This is a genomic window from Verrucosispora sp. WMMD573, from assembly GCF_027497175.1.
GTDB lineage: Bacteria > Actinomycetota > Actinomycetes > Mycobacteriales > Micromonosporaceae > Micromonospora.
Map to the genome: position 1 here is coordinate 4,836,291 of NZ_CP114901.1, position 24,319 is coordinate 4,860,609.

The following is a 24,319-nucleotide window of genomic DNA, read 5'->3' on the forward strand; positions in this document are numbered from 1 at the left end:
CTCTCCGTCAGTTGGTGAAGAAGCCGATGACTTTCTTGATCCGTCCGTGGGTGACCGGCTCCGTGCTGTGGCTGAGCTGGCTGCCGAACATGACCAGGCCACCGGCGGCCATCCGGGTGCGCCAGCGGGTCCGGGGCAGCGCCTTGTACCACTGCGTGGTGTGGTCCGCGCCCTCGCGGACCCTGCGCAGCCCGTCGCCCTCGGGGAGGCTGCGCGGCTCGTCAGTGGGTTCCTCCCACAGGTCTGGGCTGCCGCAGGTCTCGACCACGAAATCGCCGCCGGAGAAGCCGTCGTTGAGGGTGATGCTCACCCCGGCGACCTTCACGTGATCCGGGTCGGTCTCGTCGAACGGCATATCGATGTGCGGTGTGATGTACTGGCCCACGCCGTACTCGAGATAGATCCACGAGGTCAGGCGACGGCCGCTGGGAAACAGGCTGCGCAGGTGCGGCAGGGCCCGCCGCGCCGCCTCGTCCAGTACCGTCGTCGCCCCCACCGGCAGCGGGAAGAGCTCCAACCGCCCGGCCGGTTCGTAGAGCTCCATCACGTCGCGGGTACTCATCCCGTCGACGGCGTGCACCGACACGGCGCGCTCGCCCTCGAAGGCGGCGCGGCCGTCGGCGGTGATCTGCCGGTCCACCGCATCGCAGATCGCCTGGCACTCCATCGGGGTCAGGAACTGCTCGATACTGTGCACCAGGAGGGATTCCGAGGTCGTCAACATGATTCCGTGCCCTTCCCCTTCTTGGCCAATACCAGTTGGATCGAGCCGGCCGCCGAAGGTGGCCGCATGTCACTGCCGGCGTGGACGTGCGCGGCGGCGGTCAGGGCAAGCCCGGCGCACGCGGCGGCTCGCTCGATCTCGTCCTGGTCGTACAGCCACAGCCAGGAGTAGAACTCCCGCCTCGGGCCGTCGTCCCGGGTGATCCGGAAACGTTGCAGGTAGAGGCGACCTTCCGCCGCGAACCGCGCCTGATACTCGACGACGTGCTCGGTCCGCAGGAAGATGCCGGTGCCGGCGGGATAGTGGGTGGACTCACGGTCGACCGGGTGCATCCCCGAGCCGGTGCGGGTCCGCACGTCTGCGAACACCCGCCCGCCGGGCCGCAGGGCCGCGGCGATCCGGCCGAGTGCTGGGCCGAGCGTCGACGGGTCGAACTGGTTGACCAGCTCATAGGTGAGCAGACAGAGGTCGTGCGCCGGCACCATAGAGCCCGTGTCGAAGGCACCGACCTCGAAGTGGCACCGTCGATCCGGGCATCGGCGGCGCGCCGCGACGATCGCCGCCGGGTTGACATCGACGCCGAGGTAACTGCGGCAGCCGGTGCCGTTCGCGATCTCGCGGGCGTAGGTGCCCGGGCCGCACCAGGGGTGGTAGATCCGCTCGTCGCCGGTGAGGGTGAGCCAGTCGAGTTCCCGGCGCACCGCCGCAGCGCTGCGGCCGGCGACCTCGCTGTCGTCGCGGCACTGCACGTCGGCGAGGCAGGATCCGATCACCGGATCGCGGTACGGGATGCCGTTCGCGCAGATGTGGGCCCAGTCCACTGTGGTGTCCGGCATGGTGACCATCAGGCCGGTCCGGGCGGCTGCGACGGGTTCGGGATGACCGCGCCGCAGGGCAGCATGCGGACCACGGGCGGCGGTGCGCCGGTGAGTAGGCACTCCAGGTCGATCCGCTTCAACAGCGCCGGACCCTGCAACTTGCCGCGTAGTGCCGCTGCCACGTGCGGACGGTCCGGAGTTCGCCGCTGCTGCGCCTGCAGGATCCTGGGCAGGCTGCGGTCGCCGAACCACAGGTCGCCGATCTCGGCGATGACTCCCGCCACCTCTTCGCCGTCCACCAGCCCGGCGAGCAGCAGCTGCCCGAGCGCCGCACGCACCTCCACCAGCGGAACCGTCACCGGCCGGTACGGCGGCTCGGCCGCGTGCAGGAGCATGACCTCGTCGTCGTGGAGTCCGTGGCGTTCGATGAGCCCCACCACCGCGCCGTAGCCGCGCATGCCGTGGGTACGCAGCTCGACGGCGCGCAGCGCGCCCATGGAGCCCAGCCCGATCACGTCACGTCCGTCGCGCAGCGCGGCGCATATCTCCCGGTGGTCGACGGCGAACTCGTGGTAGAACCCACCGTCCACGATGATCACCCGTCCGGACGGGTGGTGGCGTAGCGCCGGTGCCAGCATTCCCCGGGTCAGCGGCGGAAGCACCGAATATCGCGCGGAGACGCCGAGCAGGTTCGACTGGTAGCCGGTCGGCCCAACGAAGATCAGATCCCGGTCAGCCATGGGACCACGCCGCCAGCCGTGGCCCCACCCGGGGCGAGAGCCCGGCGACATACGACTCGCAGCCGACGATGACGGTGCGTACCACCCAGGCCCCGTCGGTGCTTCCGTCCCGGAGGACGAAGCGGATCACCGGGCCGATGCCGCGTTCGGCCAGCCAGTCGGCCAGCCCGACGGCGTCTGCGGGTACCGGTTGGCTGAACTGCTGCCGGACGTCGGACAGCGCGCTGCGCTCACCGACCGTGGCCTGATCCGTCGCGACGTCGACCAGGCTCGGCAGATCCTCACGGCCGCCGTGCATGAAGGCAGCGCGGCTCTGTAACGCCTCCAGCAGGGCACGTTCGATCGCCATGTCGAGGTCGAGCGCACAGGCATGCCCGCCGTTGACGAACCGCCGGTCCGTCTCGTCGCGGTCCCACAGCACGACGTGCGCGACCGGCAGGCCCAGGTCCTGCTTGACGGCCAGCAGGCGGATCGCCACGTTCGCGCGACGGATCCGCGCGGTCAGGCTCGTGAGCCGGTCGGGCAGCGAGTGCTCGTCGATGGCCCATTCCTGACCGGCGGCGGCCGGAAACGAGAGGGCGTCGCGCTCCAGTACCTCGAGCATGGCGTGCGCCGTGGCCTGCTCCAGCGTCAGGCCACAGCCCAGTCCGAAGGAGTTCGCGCCGAAGTACGCCCGGGCGGCAGCGTCCGGCGGTGGCGGCAGCAGAACCAGTTCGCTCGGCAGCAGGACGGGCGTGGCGCTGCGCAGGTCCGTCCCCTGCGCCGCGGTCACCTCCTCGTCCAACGGGATCCGGACGCCCAGGCGGGGACAGAGCCGCAGGAGCTCGGCGGCGCCGCCGAGCTGGGCGGCGATCGCCCGGTACGTGGTCCGTACGAGCGGCACCTGACAGCGAGTGTGCTCGGCCGCCGCGAGTTCCATCGCCTCCAGCCGCGCCCCGATCTCGGCTGCCGCCTCCGTCGTCCCCTTGCCTCCCGTGACGACAAGGGATCCGACGAGTGCTCCCGGGCGCACGGCCATGGCGACGGGCACCCCCACCCGGTCGAGCCGGGTGATGCTGCTGCTGCGGGTCACTCCCACATCGGCGGACCAGGCACGGGCCATCGCCAGCACGGCGTCCTCGGTGGGATTCGACGGCATGATCACTTGCTACTCTTCCGAGGCTGTCGACCGGGAGCGGCCAGTGGCCACCGAGGCTCGGGAGCCACTGGCCGCACCGGATCAGTTGTCGGTCTTGTCGGCTTGGATCGCCTTCTCGACGCGATCCCAGTCGCTCGCGAAGACCGCTGCCGTGTGCGCGGTGGCGCGGGTGTCGCGAGGGTCGAAGTTGGCGGACTGGATCGCGTCCACGAACTCTTCGAACTCCTGGTCTGACTTCATGCTGCTCCTTTCTGCGGCTGGTGGTTTACCTGGACCGGCCGGCGTCCGGAGCTGGGGAGCACGCCCTCAGGCGACGAAGCTCCACAGCAGTGACGCCACCCGCTCATCGCGGACCTCGGTCAGGGCGTCTCGTACTGATCCGCGCGCGAGGTCCCACTGTTCCGAGCCGATCTCGGCTCGGATCCGGGCGTACGCGGACGGCCGTTCATCGGCTGCCGCGTGGTACTCGAAGTACTTCTGGAGGACCCCGAAGGCGAAGCCAGCGTGCAGCAAGCCGTACGCCGGGCGGTATGCCTGCTTCCATGGCGAGAACCAGCGCGCCTCGGGATCCAGCTCGACCCCGCAGGCCGCGAAGATCTCGTTCAGCAACGTGTGTGCCGACTCGTGCAGGATCAGCTCACCAAGGCGGACTGGGTCCTGCACGACGTCGATGAAGATCGTGCCGGGCAGCGCCTTCAGGGCGTAGCTCTGGGTGGTGTCGCGTTCGGCGCGTAGCTGCATGGTGACCACGACGCCGGTCACCGACGTGATGAAGTGGTCGAAGCCGGCGCGTTTGATGGCCTCCCCGGCAGCCGGCCACGGGGCCGACGGCACCGCCTGCCGGTCGGGCTCCAGGTCGAGGAAGAGCGGCGACTCGTAGCGGTCGTCGTCGGACCGCGCACAACGGTCGGCCGCCACGACCCGCACGTCATGGCCCGGCAGCACCGGCACGCCGCCCGCCGCACCCACCGCTGCCCAACGCTGGACCAGGTCACGTGCGTCGTCGAGGCGCCGCTCGCGCACGGCCGCCGTGATGGAGTACGTGAAGTGGTGCATCAGGGCGTACTGTCGGGCATCGAGGGCCGGTGGCACGACGAACCGCCCGTCGAGGCGGGCCGCGGCGGTGCGTACCTGTGCCACGCGATGCTCGCGTAGCGTCGCCAACTCTTGGGCGAGGCCCGGCCAGACTTCTGGCAGTGCGAGGTCAGTGCTCACTGGCTACTCGCTCTCTGGCGATATCCGCCGCGATGTGGTCAATGATCTCGATCCGGTGGGTGCAGTAGTCCTCGTAGAAGGCGCTGTTGCGGTAGCGCATGCGGGTGGCGAGGCAACCGCCGCCGCATGTACTCCGATAGCCACAGCCCACGCACTTGTCGAGCAGCTCGTCGAGGCCGCCGCGCAGCGTCGGGTTGGTGACGAGGGAGGTGGCCACGTCGAGGGACGGCAGGTCGTGAATGGTGCCGAGCAGCCCGTCGGGTACACCCAACTCGTCACAGCTGCCAAGGCGGCCGTCCGGATAGAGGGTCAGCACGAACGCGCATTTCTGTTCGGCGAAGTGACAGAAGCGGGTGTCGCGGCCGGCGAGCACGCGTATCACGCTGGTGAACGGCTCCAGCAGGAACCGCCGGAACAGACCGGAGCCGCGCCAGTGGTCGTACGCCCGGACCAGGAACGCGGAGAACTCGAGTGGCGTGATCGCCCAACCGGCATGCTCCTCCCCCTTGGGCAGCAGGGGCAGCATCGTCTCGCGGTTACCGACCGGAATGCGTTTCGGCATGACGTTGAAGTCGAAGCAGGGAGAGAATTTCAGCGCCTTCACCGCGTCGAACCCGGCAACGAAGTCGAGCGTCTCCTCCGGGCGCCGGGACACGTCCTTCGTCACGGTCGATATCAGGCCCACCGCGAGACCGCGCCCGGCGGCCATTTCCAATGCCACATGGACGCGCTCGGAGGTGCTCCGGTCGCGATAGTCGACCCGGTTGCGGTTGGCCTCAGGATCACCATCGAGGGAAACGCCAATGTCTATCTCGGGCCATTCCTCGGCAAACAGATCGAACCACTCGGGTGTCAACATCGTCGCGTTCGTCTGGACGCTCAGGGAGATGTTCCCCGGGTAGCCCCGCAGGAGCCGCAGGAGGTCGGCGGTCGCCTCCATCCCGTACAGCAGCGGCTCGCCGCCGTGCAGTTCCAGGCTCAGTGGCCGGCCGCCGGCCAGGTCGAGCAGGCGCGCGAGGGCGTCGAGGGGCAGCTTGTCGTAGCCGGCGTAGGGCTTGCGCTTCTCGTAGCAGTAGTAGCAGTTGATGTTGCAGGCGTCGCCGACCAGCTTCAGGATCACCGACAACGGCTCAGCCGGTCCGGGTATTCGCAGGTTCGCCTGCTCTGTCGTCATCGCTGCCACCACCGTGACCTATCTAGGAGATCGCCCTTATCCGCAGTCGACAGTTCTGATTGTCGGGTCATCAGGTATCCCGCCCATGCGTCCCGAATAGGTGCCGGAAACATCCGGCACCTCGTACAGGAAGACGGACAACACAGCCTCGTCGCCGCCCATTTTCTAGCCCGATAACACGCTGGAGGCTTCGGGATTCGGACCATACCCGGCACTACCGTGATCCACAAGACCGATCAACGAGCGGTTTGAACGCGCACTCCGCCGCCCCATCGACTCCACCACTTCGCAGGTCCCGCATGTACACGCCATGTGCGCTGAATATGCTCACGCGGTCGTACCATGTGCGCCGCGGATGCACCTGCGACAAAGTGCAATGCGGGGGAGAACAGGTACCGGGGTGTAAATGAAGAGGCAACCGGATAGCGGCCAGGTCGCCGAGGTCGACAACACGTACAGTGAGGCAGCGGATACAATTCCGCAAATCGAAATGGTCGATGTCAGTTCGCTGCGAGGGGGCTTCTCGCCGAGGTTGGACGGGATCAGCGCGAGCCACACGAGGCTGCTCGGAGAGTTGACCGACGCGGTGCCGCCGATCGTTGTCCAGCGGTCCTCGCTGCGGGTGGTGGACGGCATGCATCGACTGCGGGCGGCACGTGCGCGGGGCGACAGGCGAGTGCCGGTGGTCTACTTCGACGGCTCCGACGCGGACGCCTTCGTCGCGGCGGTGCAGTTGAACATCGCGCACGGCCTGCCACTGAGCACTCGGGATCGGCTGACCGCGGCCGAGCGAATCCTCGCCTCGCACTCCCAGTGGTCCGACCGCCGGATCGCGTCGGTGTGCGGGGTCGCCGCGAAGACCGTGGCCGCGCTTCGGCGACGTTCAACCGACAACAGTCACCAGTTGAACGTCCGGATCGGCCGGGACGGCCGCCGGCGTCCGGTGTCGGCGGAGGCGGGCCGGCGGTTGGCCGAGCAGATCGTGCGCCGTGAGCCGGGTGTCAGCCTGCGCGAGATAGCGCGCCGGGCGGGCATCTCCGTGGGAACGGCGTTTGACGTCCGGCGTAAGGCGCTCGGCGAGGCTCCCGCCCTGGCGGTCGAGGTGACCGCCGCCGAGACGGCACCCGAGCCGCCGGCATCCGCATCCACCGATCGGCTGCCGGCGACAGCCGCGGACCTCAAAGCCGTCATCCGGCCGAGGTTGGAGCGGCTCGTCCAGGATCCCTCGCTGCGGTACACCGACCACGGCAAGGCGTTGCTCCGGCTGCTCACGGCAACGCTCACGTTCATCGCGCAGTCCGCCGATGCCGCCGGAACCGTTCCCGCGCACTGCCACGAACCGCTGCGGGCGGTCGCCCAGGCCTGTGCGGGTGGGTGGCACCAGTTCAGCGAGATGCTTGCCGAATAGCTGCCCCCACGCCGCGAGCGTCGTGTCTCGTCGCGCCCTGCTCCGATACCAGGTGACATGCGGATCAACTCTTTGCTGGACACCGCCGCGCGACGGCATCCACACCGCGTCGCGGTCGGCGACCGGATCCATCGGTGGAGCTACCAACAGCTCCGGCGTCGCAGCATCAACCTCGCGAACCTGTTCCGGGCGGCGGGCCTGCGGCCGGGTGACCGGATCGCCGCGCGAACCGGCGGCGCCGGCTTCGCGGCGATCCTGTTCGCCGCCGCGTACGCGGACCTGACGCTGGCGCCGCTGTCGACCGGGATGCGCCCGTTCCAGCTTCGTGCGGTCCTCGCGGACGTTGCCCCGGGCCTGGTGGTCGGGGTCGACCCGGCGAGTGTCGACGTCCCAGCCCCGACCTGGTCCACGGAGCGGTTCGGGCAGATCCTGGCCACCCTCGACGAGCCCGTCGCGGGTCCGCGTTCAAGTGCCGCCGACCGCACCGACGGTGGGTCGGCGGCGCCCGCACTCCTGATGTACACCTCGGGTAGCAGTTCGCAGCCCAAGGGTGTGGTCTGCCCGCACGAACGGATCCTCTTCGCGACCGAGGCGATCGGGCAGGTCCTGGCATATCGGCCGGACGACGTGGTGCTCTCCTGCGTGCCGCCGTCGTTCGACTACGGGCTCTACCAGATCCTGCTCAGCACGGCTGCTGGCGCGCGGTTGGAGATCCTCGGGGCGGGAGAGGGCCTCGCCCTGCTGGACCGGATAGCCAGTGCCCAGGCCACCGTCGTACCCCTGGTGCCCGAGATCGCCACCGCGCTGCTCCGGCTGGCGGCCCGAAAGTCGCCGCCGGTAACGCAGCCGGTCCGGTTGTTCACGAGCACCGGCGCCCGGATGCCGGCGCAGCTCGCCGACGGCCTGCGCGCCGCGTTCCCCGGCGCCGCGTTGACGCACATGTACGGGCTGACCGAGTGCAAACGGGCCACCATCCTGGAGCCGGACGGCGACCTGGTGCGCCCCGGCTCGGTCGGACGCGCGATTCCCGGCACCGTGGTACGGGTAGTCGACCGTCGCGGGCGTCCGCTGCCTCCGGGCAGCGTCGGTGACATCGTCGTCGAGGGTGGCAACGTCATGTCCGGCTACTGGCGCGACCGGCGGCTGAGCGCCGCCGCCTTCCAGCTGACCGCGGGGGTACGGCGACTGCGTACCGGCGACCGCGGTCACCTCGATGCGGACGGCTACCTGTACCTGCACGGCCGGCGCGACGATGTCTTCACGCATCGCGGGGTGCGGTCGAGTACCGCCGAGATCGAGGCGGCGGCGATGGACATCGCCGGTGTCGGCGGTGCCGTCGCCCTTCCGCCGGACGAGCGGGGCCCGTTCACCGTCGTGGTGGTCACCGGCCGGCCAACCAGTGACGTGCTCAGGGAGCTGGCCGGCCGGCTCGAACCGGCGAAGGTGCCGGTCCACTGCGTGACGCTCGACGCGTTGCCACTCACCCCACACGGCAAAGTCGACCGTCGCAGAATTCGCACGATCGTGGACTCACGCCGATCGCCGACCCCCGTTCAAGTGCCGACATCTTGACGATATCGGGGAGATTGTTAGTCTGCCGATCTTGAGTCAGCCCCCGTCGATGACCATTGTTGGGATGAGGACCGGATGTCGTCTCGACAAGCCCGCCCCACTGCGGCCGATACCGAAACCGACGCGGTCCATTCAGAAAACCGCGCGGTCTATGCGTTGCTGCCGGGTCAGCTCACGCTTCACCGCACACTCCAGGAAATGCCGGAGGCAATGACATCCCTCTGGATGTCCTATCGGGTCGACGGTCCGCTGGACGTTTCCGCATTCGTCGATGCGGTGCGGTCGACAGTGGCCAGGCACGCGGGGCTGCGAATCGGCGTCACGACGCAGGACGGCGCCCCGGTCCAGTGGGTTCGCCCGATTCCGGACCAGCACCCGATCGTCACGCTGACCCGAGTCACCGCGAACGACACCGAACAGTTCACCCGGTACGTACGCGCCGTGCTGGCGACCGATCTCAGGCACACCTTCGATCTGGCGGTCGACTACCCGTTCATCATCCGACTCCTGCGATTCTCACCGACGCTGCATGCGGCGATCGGGGTGTTCTCCGCCCTCGCCGTCGACGCCACCGCTCGGATGGCCGTCGTGCGCGAGATATGGGACACGTACTTCGGTCGCCCGCCCGGCGCCGAGCCGAAGGACGCCGACTATCTCGCCGCGGTGACCTCCCGGACAGCTGCCGGCACCACCGGACGCTCGCGGGCCGTGTCCGCGTACTGGCGACGGCGCGCACCCTGGCTCCCGCCTCGCTGCCAGTTCCTTCCCGGCATCGGCGGACCGGCCACGCCCACCGCCCGGACCGAACTGCTGCCCGTCGTCGGCCCCGAATGGGAAGTGCTGCGCCGCCGCTGGCAGGAGTCCGGCTTCACCACGGCCCAGTGGCTGCTCGCCGTGTTCGCCGCCACCGTCTTCCTGGTCACGCCGCAGGACCGGATCGCCATCTCGATGCGGCTGAACGGCAGGCGTCACCCCGAGCGCGGCATCGTCGGGATGTTCGACGTCACCGTGCCGGTCGTGCTCGACCGACCGGCACGGCCCGCCGACCTGCTGGTACAGGTCAGACGAGAGCAACTGACGGCGACCTCGCGTCGGGACGTGTCGCCGCAGGTCCTGGACGAGATGTGGGCGGCAACGGCACGGCGGCTGGGCCACCCCGTCCACCGCACGCTGCTGATGACTTACCTTGAGGACACCGCCGACCTCGACTTGTCAGGTCGCGCCCCGGTCACCGCCGGCCTCGACCCGTCAGGTCGCGCCCCGGTCACCATCGAACGTGGCGCGTACACCCCCGCGTTCCAGCGGATCGCCGACGGCCTGCGGATCGCCGTCAACGAGCGTCCCGACGGGCTGCGGATCCGGCTGACCGTCGACGGCGGCAGCATGTCGCAGGACAGCTTCACCAGGTTCGTCACCGCCTTCCGGGCGCGACTGAACGGGGATGATCACTCCGGCCGGGTCGCCGCGGCCCCGCCCGGCGCACCGACTCTCGCGTCACTGCGGGCACCCGACGGCGCGGTGCTGCTGGTCGTCGACCTGGCCGAGGTCACCGCGGCCCTCGAAAGGCATCCCGAGGTCACCAGCGCCACGGCCGCCGTGGAGATCGCGGACGACGGTGGATCGCGGGTCGCCGCCGAGGTCACGACCGGCGACGTCCCGGTCACGGCGGACGAACTCGCCGACCGGGTCCGCGCCACGCTCGCGCACCGGCCATACCTGGCGGTGCCCGGACGGATCTCGGTCGGATACGACTCCGCCTCCGGCGACCGGCCCGAGGCGCTACTCAGGGATGGAGTTGGTTGACCGGTGGAGAACGTCCACTCGGACCCGATGATCGACGAGAAGGTCCTCGACGTGGTGGCCACCCGGGTCCTCACCGTGCCACCGACCGATGCCGCAGCACGCTATACCGCCGCCATGCGGCTGGCCGACCTGGGGATCGACAGCCTCGTGATGGCGGAACTCATCGTCGAGTTCGAGCAGGAACTGGGTGTCCTGCTCGACGTCGTGGCCGTCGACCGCATGGATACGCTCGGTGACCTGTGCCAGGCCCTACGACCGGCGGCGGGTTGATCCGTGCCCGTGTCGCTCTGTGATGACCAGATCAGCTCGCGGGTCGCGCGGCTGCGGGCCACCGTCGCCGCGGCCGGCCTACGCCACCTCGCGGTCAACGTGACCGCCGGAGCTGACCTCGTGGTGGCGCTGCGCGCGCTGCGCCCGCTCGACGTGTCCGTCATCCTGGTGGGCCCGACCACTGCCGCGCTGGCGTTGACTCACCTTCGGCCGCAGGCCCTGCTGGACGTCGGCGAGGAGCGGATCCGGCGAACCACCGAGGCCGACGGCGAGCCCGGCGGCCAGCCGCCCGGAGTGTGGATATTCTCGTCGGGGACCACCGGCACCCCCACCCCGACCCACTGGAGCTGGCACGAGCTGAGCCGCGGTGCCGACTGGCTCGACGCGGCCGGCGGCGAGTGGTGGGGAGTCGGCTACAGCCCGTCCACGTACGCCGCGGTGGCCGCCGTGAGTCAGGCGCTCGGCCGGGCCGCCCACGTCGACTTCCTCACCCCCACCGATGTCGCCACCCGCCCAGCCGCGCACTATGACGTCGTCGCCGGCACCCCCTCGTTCTGGCGGATGGCAGCGCTGCACCTGGGCACCGAGAGCGCCCGACCCCGGATAGACACCGTCTCGATGGGTGGCGAACCGGTGGACGCGAGCTTGCTGCGGCTGATCCGGGCCGCCTTCACCCCACGCCGCGTGCTGCAGATCTACGCCAGCACCGAACTCGGCCGCATCGCCACGGTCACCGACGGGCTTCCCGGCCTGCCCCGCTCGGTCCTCGACGGGTACGGGCCGGAGGGTAAGGCGTTGGCAATCCGCGACGGCGAACTCCTGGTGTCGTCCGGGTCGGGTGCGCCGTACCTGCCGACCGGCGACCTTGCTGCCGTCCACGACGGCCGGGTCCACATCCTCGGCCGTCAGGGCGATGTCATAAACGTGGGCGGCACGAAGGTCGTGCCGGGTCACGTGGCCCGGCTGTTGCAGGAGCACCCGGACGTCGCCGCGGCCCGGGTGTACGCGGTCCGCAGCAGCGTGCTCGGCGCCGTTGTCGGCGTGGACATCGTCACCCGGTCCGAGAACGACCCCGACGTGGTCGTCCAGCGGGTCAGGGCGTACGCCCGCCGGGTGCTCTCCCCGCCGGAACAGCCGCGTCGGTTCGCCGTGGTCGACCAGCTCGCGGTGGCCACCTCCGGCAAGGCGGCCCGTGGTGGATGAGACGAACGGGACGGTGTTCGTCACCGGCGGGTCGCGCGGCATCGGACTGGCGGTCACCCGCCAGCTGCTCACCGCCGGATACCGGGTCGTCGCCGTATCGCGCACCCTGTCCGGCGAACTCGCGAGCCTGCGGGACACCGTCGGTGCTGCCCTGACGTTCCTTCCCGCCGACCTCACCCGCGGCGACGACCGGGTCGCGGTGGCCACCCGGATCCGGGGCTGCGCCGACCTGCACGGCCTCGTCAACAACGCGGGGGTGGCGACCGGTGCGCTGCACGTGGCCACCGCCAGCGCCGACGTGAGCCGGATGTGGCAGCTGAACGTCGAGGTGCCCATGTCCCTGTGCCAGGCCGCGGTCAAGGCGATGTACGGCAGTGGTGGACGCATCGTCAACATCTCGTCGATCGCGGCCCACCGGACCTTCCGTGGGCTCGGCGCCTACACCGCCACCAAGTGTGCTCTCGAAGGGTTCTCCAGGGTGCTCGCCGCCGAGGTCGGCCGCCGGGGCATCACCGTGAACTGTGTCGCTCCCGGCTTCATCGACACCGCGATGACCACCGCGATCGCGGACGACGTCCGCGCCGCGATCCACCGTCGCAACATGCTCGACCGAGACGCCACCCCCGGCGACGTGGCGCGGTCGGTGGAGTTCCTGCTCTCCCCCGCTGCGGCGGCCATCACCGCGCAGGTGGTCCGGGTCGACTCGGGCAGCGGCGGATGAGCACGCTGAACGAGCGTGGGCAGGTGGAGCAGCCCACCCCACCGCCAACCGAATTCACCAACCGGCGCCAACGTTTCCGGCGCGAGGCGGTACGCAACTACGGCCTCACCCGGGAGACCGGAGAGCCGGTGGACCTGCGCTGGCGGGCCCGACCAGGGCTGGGTTTCCTGCGTGACCTGCGGTGGCGAAACCTGCGGGCGGCGCTGGCGTATCGGCGCAACCGTGTACCAGTCGTGATCCAGTCCCAGATGAGCGACTGCGGGGCCGCCGCCCTGGCGATGGTCCTCGCCTACTTCGGTCAGCCGGTGCCGCTCGATGCCCTCCGGACCGAGACCGACACCGGCCGGGACGGGGTCGCGGCCCGTTCGATGCTGGCCGCCGCCCGGCGTCGTGGCCTTGTCGCCCGCGGTGTCCGCGTCTCCATCGGCGGGCTGCGTAACCTTCCCCCGGCCACCATCCTGTTCTGGAACTTCGTCCACTTCGTCGTGCTGGAGCGGGTGACCGACAGCCACATATACGTCGTCGATCCGTCCTTCGGGCGACGCAAGGTCAGCCTGGCGGAGGCCGGCAAGGCGTTCACCGGGGTGGCGTTGGAGTTCCACCCGCCGATCGGCGGCGCGGATCCGACGCGCGCAGCCGGCCGCCGAGCCCTCGGCGCCGCTCGCATGCCCTACGCGACCAGGTTCTTCCCCCGCACCAGCGCCTGGTTGCCCCTGGTTCTGACCTCGGTCGCCCTGACCCTGTGCAGCCTGGTCGTGCCGATCGCCTCCTCCTACGTCGTGGACTGGGCCAGCCGGCCCGGCGAACCGGCCAGCGTCTGGTTGTTCGTCGCCGCGCCGCTGGTGCTGTTCGCGATGTACTTCTGGATGCAGACCGCCCGGCGGATGGCGTTGCTGTCCATCCAGACTCTCGCCGACAAGTCGGTGACCCTGGGAACGGTCCAACATCTCGTGTCCCTGCCCTTCGACTACTTCGCCCGCCGCCACACCGGCGACCTCGCGATCCGGGTCCGTACCAGCAACGCGGTCCGTCAGGTGCTGACCGGGAGTGCGCTGTCGGCCGTGCTCGACGGCGTGCTGGTGCTGGTGTACGGCTGGCTCGTCGTCATCGCCGACCCGCGCCTTGGCACGCTGGTACTCGCTCTCGCCGTCGTCCAGGTCAGTGTGCTCGCCGTCAGCTGGCGCCGGCAGGAGTACCTCACCGCCGCGCTGCTGGAGGCGCAGGCGAGGGCACAGACTGAGCTGTTCCAACTGCTCGACGGCGTGCCGACGCTCAAGGCGTCCGGGCTGGAGGGTGCGGCGGCCGAGAACTGGAGCCACACCTTCGCCGCCGAGGTGAATGCCAGGACCAGCAGCCGGCGGTTCCTCGCCGTCTGCGAGGCCGCCAGCACGGCGATCCAGTTCCTGGCGCCCCTCACCGTGCTCGCCGCTGGTCTGGTCCTGCTCGACCGGGGCGAGATCTCACTGTCCCGGGTGGTGGGCTTCTCCGCCCTGGCCCTGGGCATGTTCGTGCCGCTGGCCAGTCTCACCCAGACCGGCCTGCAGGTCGCCGGGCTACGAGCGACGTTGACCCGGCTGGCCGACATCCTCGACGCTCGCCCCGAGGCCGGTCCGGACGCGGTGGCGCCGGCCCGGGTCACCGGCGCGGTCCGGCTCGACGCGGTCCGGTTCGCCTACCCCGGCACCAGGACACCGGCGGTGGCCGACATCGACTTCGAGATCGTGCCCGGTCAGTTCACCCTCGTCGTCGGTGCGTCCGGCTCCGGCAAGTCGACGCTGGCCATGCTGCTGGCTGGGCTCTACCTGCCCAGCGCCGGCACGGTCCACCTCGACGGGAGGCCGTTCGAGCAGCTCGACCGACCTGCCGTGCGGCGGTCGATGGCCTACGTACGCCAGGACGCCCGGCTGTTCGCCGGCACCATCCGGGAGAACATCGCGTTGGGCCGGCCGGAGTGCACTCTCGACGACGTCATTGCGGCGGCGCGGCTGGCCGAGGTCCACGACGACATCGACGCGATGCCGATGCGGTACGAGACGCTGCTCGGCGCCGCCGGGGCGGGCCTGTCGGGTGGTCAGATCCAACGCATCTCGCTGGCCCGGGCCCTGATCCGCGGTTGTGAACTGCTCATCCTCGACGAGGCGACAAGCGCCCTCGACCGGCTCACGGAGGACCGGATCGTGACCAACCTGCGCGGAACGGGCCGCACCCTGGTGGTGGTCGCGCACCGGCTGTCTCACCCGGAAGCCGCCGACCAGATACTGGTGATGAGCGACGGCAGGATCGTCCAACGCGGCCGACACGAGAGCCTCATCGCCGAGGACGGCCCGTACCGACGGCTCGTAGGGGCTGCGCCGTGACCGCGCCGCAGGGCCTCGACGCCGGGGCACTCGACGACCTGCTGGCGCTGATCCTGCGTGTCCCGGACAGACACCGGCGGTTCGAGGTCGACGCCGCCACCGCCGTCGCCAGGTACGAGATCGACGAGCCCACGACCGCCTTCCTCGCCGCCGCTGGCCTACCCTCGACGTCCGGTCCGGACGGCAGCCGGTTCGACGCCACCGACCTGCGCAACGTGGCGGTTCACCTGTTCGCGCGGTCCCGCGAGCGGAGGGTGCTGGCCTGGTGGATCCGGGAGCTGGAGCGCCCCGCCGCCGTCACCCGTTACCGGATGGACTACGTGGCACGGTGCCCGGAGCCCGGCCATGCCGGGCCGTGCCGGTACCGCCTCGCGGTGCCGGAGGACGACTGGCACGAGACAGGCGCGGTGCCGGAGGACGGCGCCGTCCTGCACTCGGTGACGTTCGACCGGCCACGCAGGTGGCCAGAGCTGCCGGCCGCGCTGCTCGGCCTGCTGGACGAGACCCGGCACATCCGGTTTCTCTGGCTCCCCGAGACGCTGCGCGCCGATGCCAGTTTCGTCCGGGCCACCGGCGTCGGGGACTGCGTCGGCGTGGCCCACTTGCTGGTCGAGGAGGCCGGCCGCCGGGGACTGGCGGCACGGTTCTCCCACGGCAGGTCACTGACCCCGCCCATCTCCGCGTCACACTCGTGGGCCGAGTTCCACCTGGACGGGGTCTGGGTTCCCGTCGACCCGGTACTCGTGGACGCGCTGCGGCACTGGGGCATCGCCGGACCGGGGTGGCAGCGGACCTCGTCGCTCGGCACCGTCCTCGGCCGCGTCGGCGCCCGACGACGTGACCTCGTGACCCATGCCGGTCAGCCGGTTGCCGCGAAGTTTCCCACCTACGTCGAGACAGGAGATTGACATGGTGGACTGGCCACCCGCCTTCGAATCGCTCATCCGGCAGCGTAGCCGGCTGCTCGGCGCCGACACGCCACTCGACCCCGACCGCGGCCTGTCCGACCTGGGGGTCGACTCGCTGGAGGTGGTCGAGCTGATCGTCAATCTGGAGACCGAGTTCGACATCGAACTCCCGCCCGGGCTGCTGCGGCCAGAGGTGTTCGCGACGCCCGGCACCATCTGGGCCGCGGTCAGGGGTCTGGTATGAGCGGCCTCGCCGAGGAGGAACAGCTGCGGCCGACCTGGGCTCGGCTCGCCACCGTCGCCGCCAAGTTGAGTGATCAATCGCGCGACCAGCGTTACCACGTCTTCGACGTCTTCGACTGGCCGCGCGAACTGCCGACCGATCAATACTGGATGAGCCCGGAGCTGACCACGTGTTACGGCACCCCGGTGTGGGACCGCCTGTCGGAGACCGATCGGCTGCGCCTGACCCAGGCCGAGGCGGTCAACTTCTTCAGCCTCAACGTTCACCTCATCCGGGACCTGATCGGTGAGGTGGCCGGACGGATCTACGACACGCGCTACCCGGGACTGTCGGAGTTCTTCCACGACTTCATTCATGAAGAGAACGAGCACATGTGGTTCTTCGCCCAGTTCTGCAACCGGTACGGGGGCAGGGTCTACGGCACCAAACGTGTCGTCGGACAGGCCGCCGAGGGCAACGACGCGATCCGCGACGTCATGGTCTTCGGTCGCATTCTCATCGCCGAGGAACTGTGCGACTACTTCAACGCGAAGATGGCGACGGACACCCGGCTTCCGGAGATCGCGCAGCGGATCAACGCCGTCCATCACCAGGACGAGTCGAGACACATCGCGTTCGGCCGGCAGATGATGTGGGCGCTGTACGACGAAGCCACCCGGAACGCGACACCGGAGGAGGTCGAGAGAGCCGCGGCGTATCTGTCGCGCTACATCACCTCGTGCCTGCGGGCCTTCTACAACCCGGCGGTGTACGCCGACGCGGGCCTCGACGGCGCCAGGCGCATCCGGTCCGAGGTGATCGGCAACCCCTACCGTCAGGAGTTCCACCGGGCCGTGATGCGCAAGACCACCCGGTTCTTCGGTCGGATGGGCCTGTTCACCGAGGAAACGGTCGCCTGGTGACCGGCCAGCTACCGCGACGGCTCCTGCACGAGTGGTTCACCGCCGGCCTGGCGACGGCACCCGACCGCGTCGCGCTGCGAATCGGCAGCCAGGAGTGGACCTACACCCAGCTGGACGACGTGGCCCGACGCTGGGCCGGTGACCTGACCGCCGGCGGTGCCCGGACCGTCGGCATCCTCGCGGCGCGCAGCATCGAGTCGTACGCGGGACTTCTCGCCACGCTCTACGCCGGTGCCACGGCGGTGCCGCTCAGCCCGGCCTTCCCGGCCGCCCGGACCTGCCGGATGGCGGCCATCGCCGGTGTCGACACGGTGATCGCCGACCGGTCGGTGGCGGCCCTGCCGCACCTCGTCGCCGCCCTGCCCGGCCTTCGGGTGGCGGCGCCGGCCACGACGCCGCTGCTCACCCTGCCCGAAGCGGTGTACGACGACGCCGCCTACGTGCTGTTCACCTCGGGCTCCACCGGCCAGCCCAAGGGCGCCCCGATCACGCACGCCAACATGGACAGCTTCCTGCGGTACAACCTCAGGCGGTACGACATCGGCCCCGACGACGTTTGCTCGCAGACTTTCGACCAGACCTTCGACCTGGCGATGTTCGACCTGTTCATGGCCTGGGGCGCGGGCGCGACGGTGGTGTCCACGCCACCACAGGTGTTCGCCGCGCTACCGGACTTCCTGGCCGCCGAGCGGGTGTCGCTCTGGTTCTCCGTGCCGAGTGCCATCGCCGTGGTACGGCGCCGGGGCGGGCTGGCCCCCGGTGCGATGCCGACGCTGCGGTGGAGCCTGTTCTGCGGTGAGGCGCTGCGCCTGACCGACGCCCTGGACTGGCAGCGGGCGGCACCCGGGTCCGCCGTGGAGAACCTCTACGGCCCGACCGAGCTGACCATCGCCTGTTCGGCGCATCGGCTCTCCACCGACTCCGCCGACCTCGCCGTGCACGGTGTCGTCCCGATCGGCCCGCTGTACCCGCATCTGCGGTACCGGATCATCGAGGACGGGGTCGACGGCGTCGAAGGTGAGCTGTGCGTGACCGGGACGCAGCTGTTCCCCGGCTACCTCGACCCCGCCGACGATCAGGGCCGCTTCCACACCGGTGACGGCCGGCGCTGGTACCGCACCGGCGACCGGGTCCGGCAGCTCGCCGGTGCTGAACTCGCCTACCTCGGCCGGATGGACCGCCAGGTGAAGCTGCGCGGGTATCGGGTCGAGTTGGACGAGGTCGAGTGGCACGTCGAGCAGGTGCCCGGTGTGCAGCGGGCCGTCGCGGTGGCGTACGAGGCGGCCGGGCGAACCGAACTGGCGGTGTTCTACGTCGGTGCGCCCGGCCTGGACGTCCGCGGCCCGATGGCCTCGCTCGTGCCGGGCTACCTGGTGCCGAGGTTGTGCCAGCACGTCGAGGCGCTGCCCCACACAGCGAACGGCAAGATCGACCGCGTGGGCCTCGCCGCGCGCGCCCGGGACCTCACCGGCGGGGAGCGCGTCCCCCATGCCTGAGTGCCCGCCGATGTGCCCGCCCGCCGACGCCGACCTCAGTGCGATGCTGTCGATCCGCCGCTTCGAGTACGCGGTACTCGACCTGCTCGGCCGCGGACTCATCAGCGGCACCACCCACACCTGTCTGGGGCAGGAGTACATCCCGGTGGCCGTCGAGTCCCTGCTCCGGCCGGACGACGAGGTGTTCAGCAACCATCGCGGACACGGGCACTACCTGGCCAGGTACGACGACCCGGCCGGCCTGCTCGCCGAGCTGGCCGGCCGGGTGGGTGCGGTGTGTGGCGGGATGGGCGGCTCGCAGCACATCCGCCGGGCCGGTTTCATCTCCACGGGGGTCCAGGGGCAGCTGGTACCCGTCGCGGTGGGTGCCGCCTTCGACCTGCGTCGCACCGGCGCAGGGGCGGTCTCGGTCGCCTACATCGGCGACGGCACCTGGGGGCAGGGCGTGGTGTACGAGGCGCTCAACCTCGCCGCGCTCTGGCGGGCACCGCTGGTCGTCATCGTCGAACACAACGGGATCGCCCAGTCCACTCCGACCCACGCCCAGATGGCCGGGACCGTCGCCGGGCGCTGCGCCGGGTTCGGCATCCGGCACGTCAAGCTGGTCGATGTCGACATCCACCGAGTACGGACCACCCTCGCGCCGCTCATCGCCGAGGTCCGCCACGACGGCGCCCCGCTGGTGGTCGAGTTCGAGACGGTACGGCTGGGACCGCACAGCAAGGGCGACGACACCCGTACCCCGGCGCAGCTCGACGCCGTCGCCGGACGCGACTGGTACGCACGGTGCCGCGCGGCCTTCCCCGAGCAGGTCGACCGGCTCGACGCCGTCGCGACCGCCAGGATCCGCGACGTGGTCGACGAGGTACTGGCCCGGCCGCTGATCGGTGCCGGTCATGGATGACCAGCGCGCGGAGCGGGTCGGTGCGCACCTCAACCGTGCGCTGGCCGCCCTGCTCACGAGGCGGCCGGATCTCTACCTGATCGGTGCGGACGTGGCCGACCCGTACGGCGGAGCTTTCGGTGTCACCCGGCGCCTCTCCACCGAGCATCCCGACCGGGTACTCACCACGCCGATCAGCGAGCAGGCGATCGTCGGTTTCGCGGTGGGCCTGGCCCTGCGGGGCCGGGAAGCGGTGGTGGAGATCATGTTCTCCGACTTCACCACCCTGTGCTTCGACCAGATCGCGAATCTCGCCGGCAAGGTGGTCAGCATGTACGGCGAGCAGGTGCGGATGCCACTGGTGATCCGCTGCCCGACCGGCGGCAACCGAGGCTACGGTCCCACCCACAGCCAGAGCCTCCAGAAGCACTTCCTGGGGATCCCCAATGTCGCCCTGTACGAGATGAGCCCGGTGCACGACGGGTACCCGACACTCGCCCAGATCCTCGACTCCGCCGCTCCCGCGCTGTACTTCGAGGACAAGGTGCTCTACGGCCGGCGGCGGTTCGGCGCGGCCACCGGTGACGAGATGTTCCACTGTGAGGTGATCGGTGGTTCCTGCGACTTCGCGGTGCTGGGCATTCGCGACGTGGATCCGGTCGACGTCGTCGTGATCGCGCCGGGCGGCCTCACCGACCGGGTCCTCCGGGCGATGCGCGACGCCTATCTCGGTGACGAGACAGCGGTGCGGGCGGTGGTGCCGTCCCGGCTCTACCCGTTCGACCCGGCCCCGCTGGCCCCGCTCGTCGGCCGGGCGCGGCGGGTGGTGGTCGTCGAGGACGCGATGGCCGGCGGGGTTTGGGGAGCCGAGGTCGCCCACGCCATCCACCAGCGGATGTGGCACCTGCTGTCCGGGCCCGTCCGACTGCTCCACGCGCCGTCGGGCACCATCCCTGCCGCCGCTCATCTGGAGCGTGCGGTGCTGGTGCAGGCCGACGATATCCGTGCCACGGTGACGGCGGTCGCCCGTGGGTGACCTCCGCCTGCCCCGGCTCAATGCGACCGACGACGAGTACACGCTCCTCGAATGGCTGGTCGGCGACGGCGCACCGGTCGGCGTGGGGACCGCAGTGGCTCTCGTGGAGACGTCCAAGGCAGCGCACGAACTGGTCACGGACGTCGCCGGAATGCTGTGGCACCGGTTGGACGCACCCGCCACCTGCCACCCCGGGCAGTTGGTCGCCACCGTCGCCGACGGCGACCATCTACAGCGGTCGCGGGCGGACACCGATGCTCCCGGTGCCGCATCGGTGACCGCCGGCACCGATCCGGTCGCGTTCACCGTCACCGAACCGGCTCGGCAGCTCATGGCTCGACATGGTCTCACCGACGCGGCGATACGTTCGATCGGTAAGCAGGTCGTCTCCCGGTCGGACATCGAACGGCTCGTCGCCGGGAAGCCGGCGCCGGACGCGGCCGACCGGGTGACCCTCACACCCGCGCAGCGACGGATCGCCCGCACCGTGTCCGCCGCACACCGTGAGATCCCCGCCGCTTACACCGTGGTGAAGGTTGTCGCCGACCGGCTCGGACGACGCCTGCGTGAGCAGGCGGCGTCCATCGGCTATCTCGGCGTTGCGGAGCTTGTCGTCGAAGCGATCGCGGCGCAGCGGGCCGAGTTCCCCCTGTGTTTCGCACGTCCGGTGGACGACGAGGCGGCGACCGTACGGCCCGGTGCCCACGTCGGTGTCACGATCGACGTCGGGAAGGGCCTCTACCTGCCGGTCGTCGCCGACGCCGACACCCGACCGCTGCGGGACATCGCGGCCGATCTGCTGCGGTTCCGGCATGCCGCGGTTCGTGGCGGCTTCGCCGAAGCGGATCTCACCGGATCGAACATCGCGCTCACGATCCACACGGACGCCGACATCGTCCACGCACAGCCGCTCATTTTCCCGGAGCACACCTGTGCGTTGTCGCTTGCCTCGATGCAGCGCGAGTTGACACTTCAGGGTGACGGATCCGTCACGACAAGCGAGTATCTCCATCTCGGTCTCGCATACGACCATCGCTTTATCAACGGCCGGTCGGCGGCGGCATTCCTACGGGCGGTCAAGGCCGACCTGGAGTCACGATGACGACCGCCACCGGCTGTTGGTTGAACACGATAGGGCGGCGTCTTTGCCGACATTTCGGAGATATTCTGTGGCCTCCACGCTCCATCGGTGTCATCGATCCGCTCTGGAGCTACTGGTGGAAATCGACCACTTCCACCTCCTACTCCTGGATCGACCGCCGTGGTGGAGGAACACGCCAATCGGCGACCCTGGAAGGGGGTGAATCCACATGACCGAGGTCGAGTTCGAGGCCGTCGACATCCGCGAGATGGCTGACGAGGAGCTGGACGACATCGTCGGCGGCCCCAACGCCTGCCAGTGACGACTAGTCGCTAGGAGGCGCCTGAGCCGGTGTGCTCAGGCGCCTCCGTCCCGCTTTCAGACGAGCGACTTCGAGGCGGGCAGTTCACGGTCGGCGGCCGGGTCGAAGAACCGGCTGAGGAAGTCCTGCTCCCACACCCGAGGCTCGGCCAGATCCCATTGGCCGTACCGGGCGAGCAGTTGGTCCGGCGCGCTGCATCGCTGCCGGAGCGCGGCGAGGGTGTCCGCCGCGACGGTGTCCGGAAAGAGCATGTTGAGGTGGGCGAGCCCGTAGTACACGGGCTCAGCGACGCAGTACTCGTCGACGCGTGCGAGCAGCAGGTCCCACGAGAAGTCCGGGCCGGCCGAACGCACCAACTCGGCGATGTCCACATACTTGATCAGCCGGCGATGCTTGCCGCCACGGGTCATGAACCTGAGGGTCGTCGACGTCTTGTAGATGTGGGCGGCCAGATCGACGACCGCGTCCTCGGCGGACGGCACGAGGAACGAGGCACCTCCGTACCGGTGGTGCTGGGCGTGTGCCACGACGGCGCTGACCGGGACGTCGTACCCCTTGCCCGGCAGGGCCAGCGACACGTTGACGTCGACGCTGACGATCGGGCAGTCGATCTCACCGGTCAGCTTGTTCAACTTGGGCAGGTCGCTGCCGTAAAGACGCCAGAACGCACGCTCCCGCTTGCTGAGCGGGACGATTCCGTTCACCGACGGATGACCCTCCACATAGCCCAGTTGCTCAAGCACCTCCACAAGTGCCGGCGCCTGCTCGCGGACGACGAGGACGTCCAGGTCGCCCATCGGCCGCAGGCCCGGCTCCTGATATGCCGAGAAGGCCAGATGGCCGCCCTTGCGCAGCAGGACGGTGACGCCCTGCGTGACAGCGGCGTCGCTGATCGCCTGGATCTCGCGCAACATGACCTCGTTGGTCCGCCGGGTGTCGCGGTAGGTGGCGTACAGCAGCATCATGACGGCGGGGTCGAGACCGGTCACCGTCTTGTCGGTCAGGAAGCGCCACCCGTGCCAACCCACGAGAGCGGCGACGCGGTGGCGCGCCGCCTGAGCGGCGAACTGCCCCCAGTCCAGCCCCGGCGCGTCCTGGGCAAGGATCTCGCGTACGCGAGCCAGCTGCGGGTCCGCGACATATTGCCTGCCAAGCAGCAGCAACAACTCCGACTCGACCGACATCACGGCCATTCGGCCTCCTCTTCGACTGCGCTACGACCCGGGCACCCAGGGGCTCGCTGTCCATCCACTATGTCCGTCCGGACCCGGGGGACACGGTTCGCCTGCCCCGATGGGGGGAGCTGACGCAGTCTAGATGGCCAATGGGGGTGCCGCCGCCTGCTCAACCTGCCCGATTCCCCTCGACCCGGGGCGTCCGCAGGACGGCAGCGCCTCTATCTCCGGCCGCGCCCGAGCGCCGCCGCAGTTGGCTACCGCAGCCGGCGGGCGGGAAAGCGGGCCGGCGGATCCGCGATCGCCGATTGGGCGGCGATCAGCTGAAGTTCCCGGGTGCCGGCTGCCAGGGTGGCCTCCAGCACCGCGAAGATCGAGGCGGTGGTGCGTTCCAACGCCGTGGCCGGCGAACCCGTCGTGGCCAGGTGCGCCAGGTACAGGGCGGCGGTGACGTCGCCGCCACCGTTGGGGTTGATCGGCAGCAGCGGGGTGGTCACCGCCCAGGCACCGGCGTCCGAGACCGCCACCACCTCCAGCGTGTCCGCCGGCAGGTCGCCGTGCAGCACGCTGGTCACCAGGACGTGCCGGGGACCGGTGGCGCGTACCGCGTCGACGGCGGCCAGCAGGTCGTCGACCGTGTTCGTTGGGCGGCCGGCGAGGAACTCCAGCTCGTACTGGTTCGGGGTGACGATGTCCGCGCGCGGCACCACCACGTCGCGCAGGTACTCCGGGATGCCGGGCCGGACGAACATGCCCCGGCCGACGTCGCCCATCACCGGGTCGCAGCAGTAGAGGGCGTCCGGGTTGGCGGTCTTCACCAGGGCCACCGCGTCGAGGATCACCGCGCCCATCGCCGGATCCCCCTGGTAGCCCGAAAGCACCGCGTCGGCGTCGCCGAGCACACCACGGTCGGCGATGCCGGCGATCACCTCGGCGACGTCGGCGGGGGCCAGCAGCGGGCCGCGCCACGCGCCGTAGCCGGTGTGGTTGGAGAAGTGCACGGTCAACACCGGCCAGACCTCGTGGCCGAGCCGTTGCAACGGGAACACCGCCGCCGAGTTGCCGACGTGACCGTAGGCGACCGAGGACTGGATGGACAGGATCTTCACCGTCTCATCATGGCGGTCGG

23 protein-coding genes are annotated in these 24,319 nt (G+C 70.0%); 14 read left to right on the forward strand and 9 right to left on the reverse strand.

What is annotated here, in order from left to right; all coding sequences use genetic code 11:
* Window positions 1-7: 7 nt before the first annotated feature.
* The 7 genes from O7601_RS22095 to O7601_RS22125 all read right to left on the reverse strand — a co-directional run bounded on the left by O7601_RS22095 (window position 8) and on the right by O7601_RS22125 (window position 5,809).
* A complete protein-coding gene (locus O7601_RS22095; RefSeq protein ID WP_281562998.1) occupies window positions 8-724 on the reverse strand; it encodes a hypothetical protein in 717 nt (238 codons plus the stop codon).
* Window positions 718-1,569, reverse strand: a complete 852-nt coding sequence (locus O7601_RS22100; protein WP_281562999.1) for a class I SAM-dependent methyltransferase — start codon at window positions 1,567-1,569, stop codon at window positions 718-720. The genes O7601_RS22095 and O7601_RS22100 overlap by 7 nt, the downstream gene beginning before the upstream one ends.
* Window positions 1,569-2,282, reverse strand: a complete 714-nt coding sequence (locus tag O7601_RS22105; RefSeq protein WP_281563000.1) for a TfuA-like protein — start codon at window positions 2,280-2,282, stop codon at window positions 1,569-1,571. The genes O7601_RS22100 and O7601_RS22105 overlap by 1 nt, the downstream gene beginning before the upstream one ends.
* A complete protein-coding gene (locus O7601_RS22110; RefSeq protein WP_281563001.1) occupies window positions 2,275-3,420 on the reverse strand; it encodes a YcaO-like family protein in 1,146 nt (381 codons plus the stop codon). Before O7601_RS22110 ends, O7601_RS22105 begins: the two co-directional genes overlap by 8 nt.
* An 81-nt stretch (window positions 3,421-3,501) precedes the next feature.
* The gene (locus tag O7601_RS22115) at window positions 3,502-3,660 is read right to left on the reverse strand and encodes a hypothetical protein (RefSeq protein ID WP_170863464.1); all 159 of its coding nucleotides are present in this window, start codon (window positions 3,658-3,660) and stop codon (window positions 3,502-3,504) included.
* A gap of 66 nt (window positions 3,661-3,726) precedes the next feature.
* On the reverse strand, window positions 3,727-4,635 hold the full coding sequence (locus tag O7601_RS22120) for an HEXXH motif-containing putative peptide modification protein (protein ID WP_281563002.1): 909 nt from the start codon (window positions 4,633-4,635) through the stop codon (window positions 3,727-3,729).
* Window positions 4,625-5,809 carry a radical SAM protein gene (locus O7601_RS22125; protein WP_281563003.1) on the reverse strand — a complete coding sequence of 395 codons (1,185 nt, stop codon included), beginning with the start codon at window positions 5,807-5,809 and terminating at the stop codon, window positions 4,625-4,627. Before O7601_RS22125 ends, O7601_RS22120 begins: the two co-directional genes overlap by 11 nt.
* A gap of 406 nt (window positions 5,810-6,215) precedes the next feature.
* Here O7601_RS22125 and O7601_RS22130 point away from each other — a divergent pair, with 406 nt between their 5' ends.
* The 14 genes from O7601_RS22130 (at window position 6,216) to O7601_RS22195 (ending at window position 21,714) form a co-directional block, all read left to right on the forward strand.
* Complete coding sequence (locus O7601_RS22130) at window positions 6,216-7,217, forward strand: ParB N-terminal domain-containing protein (RefSeq protein WP_281563004.1); 1,002 nt, start codon at window positions 6,216-6,218, stop codon at window positions 7,215-7,217.
* Window positions 7,218-7,274: 57 nt separating this feature from the next.
* Complete coding sequence (locus tag O7601_RS22135) at window positions 7,275-8,789, forward strand: AMP-binding protein (protein WP_281563005.1); 1,515 nt, start codon at window positions 7,275-7,277, stop codon at window positions 8,787-8,789.
* A 75-nt stretch (window positions 8,790-8,864) separates the two neighbouring features.
* Window positions 8,865-10,592 carry a condensation domain-containing protein gene (locus tag O7601_RS22140; RefSeq protein ID WP_281563006.1) on the forward strand — a complete coding sequence of 576 codons (1,728 nt, stop codon included), beginning with the start codon at window positions 8,865-8,867 and terminating at the stop codon, window positions 10,590-10,592.
* Between the two features lie 3 nt (window positions 10,593-10,595).
* Window positions 10,596-10,862, forward strand: coding sequence for an acyl carrier protein (locus O7601_RS22145; protein WP_281563007.1), 267 nt, complete (start codon window positions 10,596-10,598; stop codon window positions 10,860-10,862).
* A gap of 3 nt (window positions 10,863-10,865) precedes the next feature.
* Complete coding sequence (locus O7601_RS22150; protein WP_281563008.1) at window positions 10,866-12,065, forward strand: class I adenylate-forming enzyme family protein; 1,200 nt, start codon at window positions 10,866-10,868, stop codon at window positions 12,063-12,065.
* A complete protein-coding gene (locus tag O7601_RS22155) occupies window positions 12,058-12,786 on the forward strand; it encodes an SDR family oxidoreductase (protein ID WP_170863468.1) in 729 nt (242 codons plus the stop codon). Before O7601_RS22150 ends, O7601_RS22155 begins: the two co-directional genes overlap by 8 nt.
* On the forward strand, window positions 12,783-15,143 hold the full coding sequence (locus O7601_RS22160) for a peptidase domain-containing ABC transporter (protein ID WP_281563009.1): 2,361 nt from the start codon (window positions 12,783-12,785) through the stop codon (window positions 15,141-15,143). The genes O7601_RS22155 and O7601_RS22160 overlap by 4 nt, the downstream gene beginning before the upstream one ends.
* Window positions 15,140-16,051 (forward strand): transglutaminase domain-containing protein, encoded by a 912-nt coding sequence (locus O7601_RS22165; RefSeq protein WP_281563010.1) that lies wholly within the window; start codon window positions 15,140-15,142, stop codon window positions 16,049-16,051. Before O7601_RS22160 ends, O7601_RS22165 begins: the two co-directional genes overlap by 4 nt.
* A 1-nt stretch (window position 16,052) precedes the next feature.
* Window positions 16,053-16,295, forward strand: coding sequence for a phosphopantetheine-binding protein (locus O7601_RS22170; RefSeq protein WP_093405757.1), 243 nt, complete (start codon window positions 16,053-16,055; stop codon window positions 16,293-16,295).
* Complete coding sequence (locus O7601_RS22175) at window positions 16,292-17,197, forward strand: diiron oxygenase (protein ID WP_281563011.1); 906 nt, start codon at window positions 16,292-16,294, stop codon at window positions 17,195-17,197. The genes O7601_RS22170 and O7601_RS22175 overlap by 4 nt, the downstream gene beginning before the upstream one ends.
* On the forward strand, window positions 17,194-18,693 hold the full coding sequence (locus O7601_RS22180) for an AMP-binding protein (protein WP_281563012.1): 1,500 nt from the start codon (window positions 17,194-17,196) through the stop codon (window positions 18,691-18,693). The genes O7601_RS22175 and O7601_RS22180 overlap by 4 nt, the downstream gene beginning before the upstream one ends.
* Window positions 18,686-19,597 (forward strand): thiamine pyrophosphate-dependent dehydrogenase E1 component subunit alpha, encoded by a 912-nt coding sequence (locus tag O7601_RS22185; protein ID WP_281563013.1) that lies wholly within the window; start codon window positions 18,686-18,688, stop codon window positions 19,595-19,597. The genes O7601_RS22180 and O7601_RS22185 overlap by 8 nt, the downstream gene beginning before the upstream one ends.
* The gene (locus tag O7601_RS22190; protein WP_281563014.1) at window positions 19,590-20,612 is read left to right on the forward strand and encodes a transketolase C-terminal domain-containing protein; all 1,023 of its coding nucleotides are present in this window, start codon (window positions 19,590-19,592) and stop codon (window positions 20,610-20,612) included. Before O7601_RS22185 ends, O7601_RS22190 begins: the two co-directional genes overlap by 8 nt.
* Complete coding sequence (locus O7601_RS22195) at window positions 20,605-21,714, forward strand: 2-oxo acid dehydrogenase subunit E2 (protein ID WP_281563015.1); 1,110 nt, start codon at window positions 20,605-20,607, stop codon at window positions 21,712-21,714. The genes O7601_RS22190 and O7601_RS22195 overlap by 8 nt, the downstream gene beginning before the upstream one ends.
* Window positions 21,715-22,071: 357 nt before the next feature.
* Here the strand turns inward: O7601_RS22195 and O7601_RS22200 are convergent, their stop codons facing one another.
* Together O7601_RS22200 and pdxY are read right to left on the reverse strand one after the other, a co-directional pair.
* Window positions 22,072-23,208, reverse strand: a complete 1,137-nt coding sequence (locus O7601_RS22200; RefSeq protein WP_281563016.1) for a nucleotidyltransferase family protein — start codon at window positions 23,206-23,208, stop codon at window positions 22,072-22,074.
* Window positions 23,209-23,447: 239 nt separating this feature from the next.
* Complete coding sequence (gene pdxY, locus O7601_RS22205; RefSeq protein ID WP_281563017.1) at window positions 23,448-24,299, reverse strand: pyridoxal kinase PdxY; 852 nt, start codon at window positions 24,297-24,299, stop codon at window positions 23,448-23,450.
* Window positions 24,300-24,319: the final 20 nt, after the last annotated feature.

What these genes read in the sequence shown, in the direction of transcription:
- O7601_RS22095 (WP_281562998.1), bottom strand. Translation starts at nt 724, where the DNA reads ATGTTGACGACCTCGGAATCCCTCCTGGTGCACAGTATCGAGCAGTTC.
- O7601_RS22100 (WP_281562999.1), bottom strand. Translation starts at nt 1,569, where the DNA reads ATGGTCACCATGCCGGACACCACAGTGGACTGGGCCCACATCTGCGCG.
- O7601_RS22105 (WP_281563000.1), bottom strand. Translation starts at nt 2,282, where the DNA reads ATGGCTGACCGGGATCTGATCTTCGTTGGGCCGACCGGCTACCAGTCG.
- O7601_RS22110 (WP_281563001.1), bottom strand. Translation starts at nt 3,420, where the DNA reads ATGCCGTCGAATCCCACCGAGGACGCCGTGCTGGCGATGGCCCGTGCC.
- O7601_RS22115 (WP_170863464.1), bottom strand. Translation starts at nt 3,660, where the DNA reads ATGAAGTCAGACCAGGAGTTCGAAGAGTTCGTGGACGCGATCCAGTCC.
- O7601_RS22125 (WP_281563003.1), bottom strand. Translation starts at nt 5,809, where the DNA reads ATGACGACAGAGCAGGCGAACCTGCGAATACCCGGACCGGCTGAGCCG.
- O7601_RS22130 (WP_281563004.1), top strand. Translation starts at nt 6,216, where the DNA reads ATGAAGAGGCAACCGGATAGCGGCCAGGTCGCCGAGGTCGACAACACG.
- O7601_RS22135 (WP_281563005.1), top strand. Translation starts at nt 7,275, where the DNA reads ATGCGGATCAACTCTTTGCTGGACACCGCCGCGCGACGGCATCCACAC.
- O7601_RS22140 (WP_281563006.1), top strand. Translation starts at nt 8,865, where the DNA reads ATGTCGTCTCGACAAGCCCGCCCCACTGCGGCCGATACCGAAACCGAC.
- O7601_RS22160 (WP_281563009.1), top strand. Translation starts at nt 12,783, where the DNA reads ATGAGCACGCTGAACGAGCGTGGGCAGGTGGAGCAGCCCACCCCACCG.
- O7601_RS22170 (WP_093405757.1), top strand. Translation starts at nt 16,053, where the DNA reads ATGGTGGACTGGCCACCCGCCTTCGAATCGCTCATCCGGCAGCGTAGC.
- O7601_RS22175 (WP_281563011.1), top strand. Translation starts at nt 16,292, where the DNA reads ATGAGCGGCCTCGCCGAGGAGGAACAGCTGCGGCCGACCTGGGCTCGG.
- O7601_RS22185 (WP_281563013.1), top strand. Translation starts at nt 18,686, where the DNA reads ATGCCTGAGTGCCCGCCGATGTGCCCGCCCGCCGACGCCGACCTCAGT.
- O7601_RS22190 (WP_281563014.1), top strand. Translation starts at nt 19,590, where the DNA reads ATGGATGACCAGCGCGCGGAGCGGGTCGGTGCGCACCTCAACCGTGCG.
- O7601_RS22200 (WP_281563016.1), bottom strand. Translation starts at nt 23,208, where the DNA reads ATGGCCGTGATGTCGGTCGAGTCGGAGTTGTTGCTGCTGCTTGGCAGG.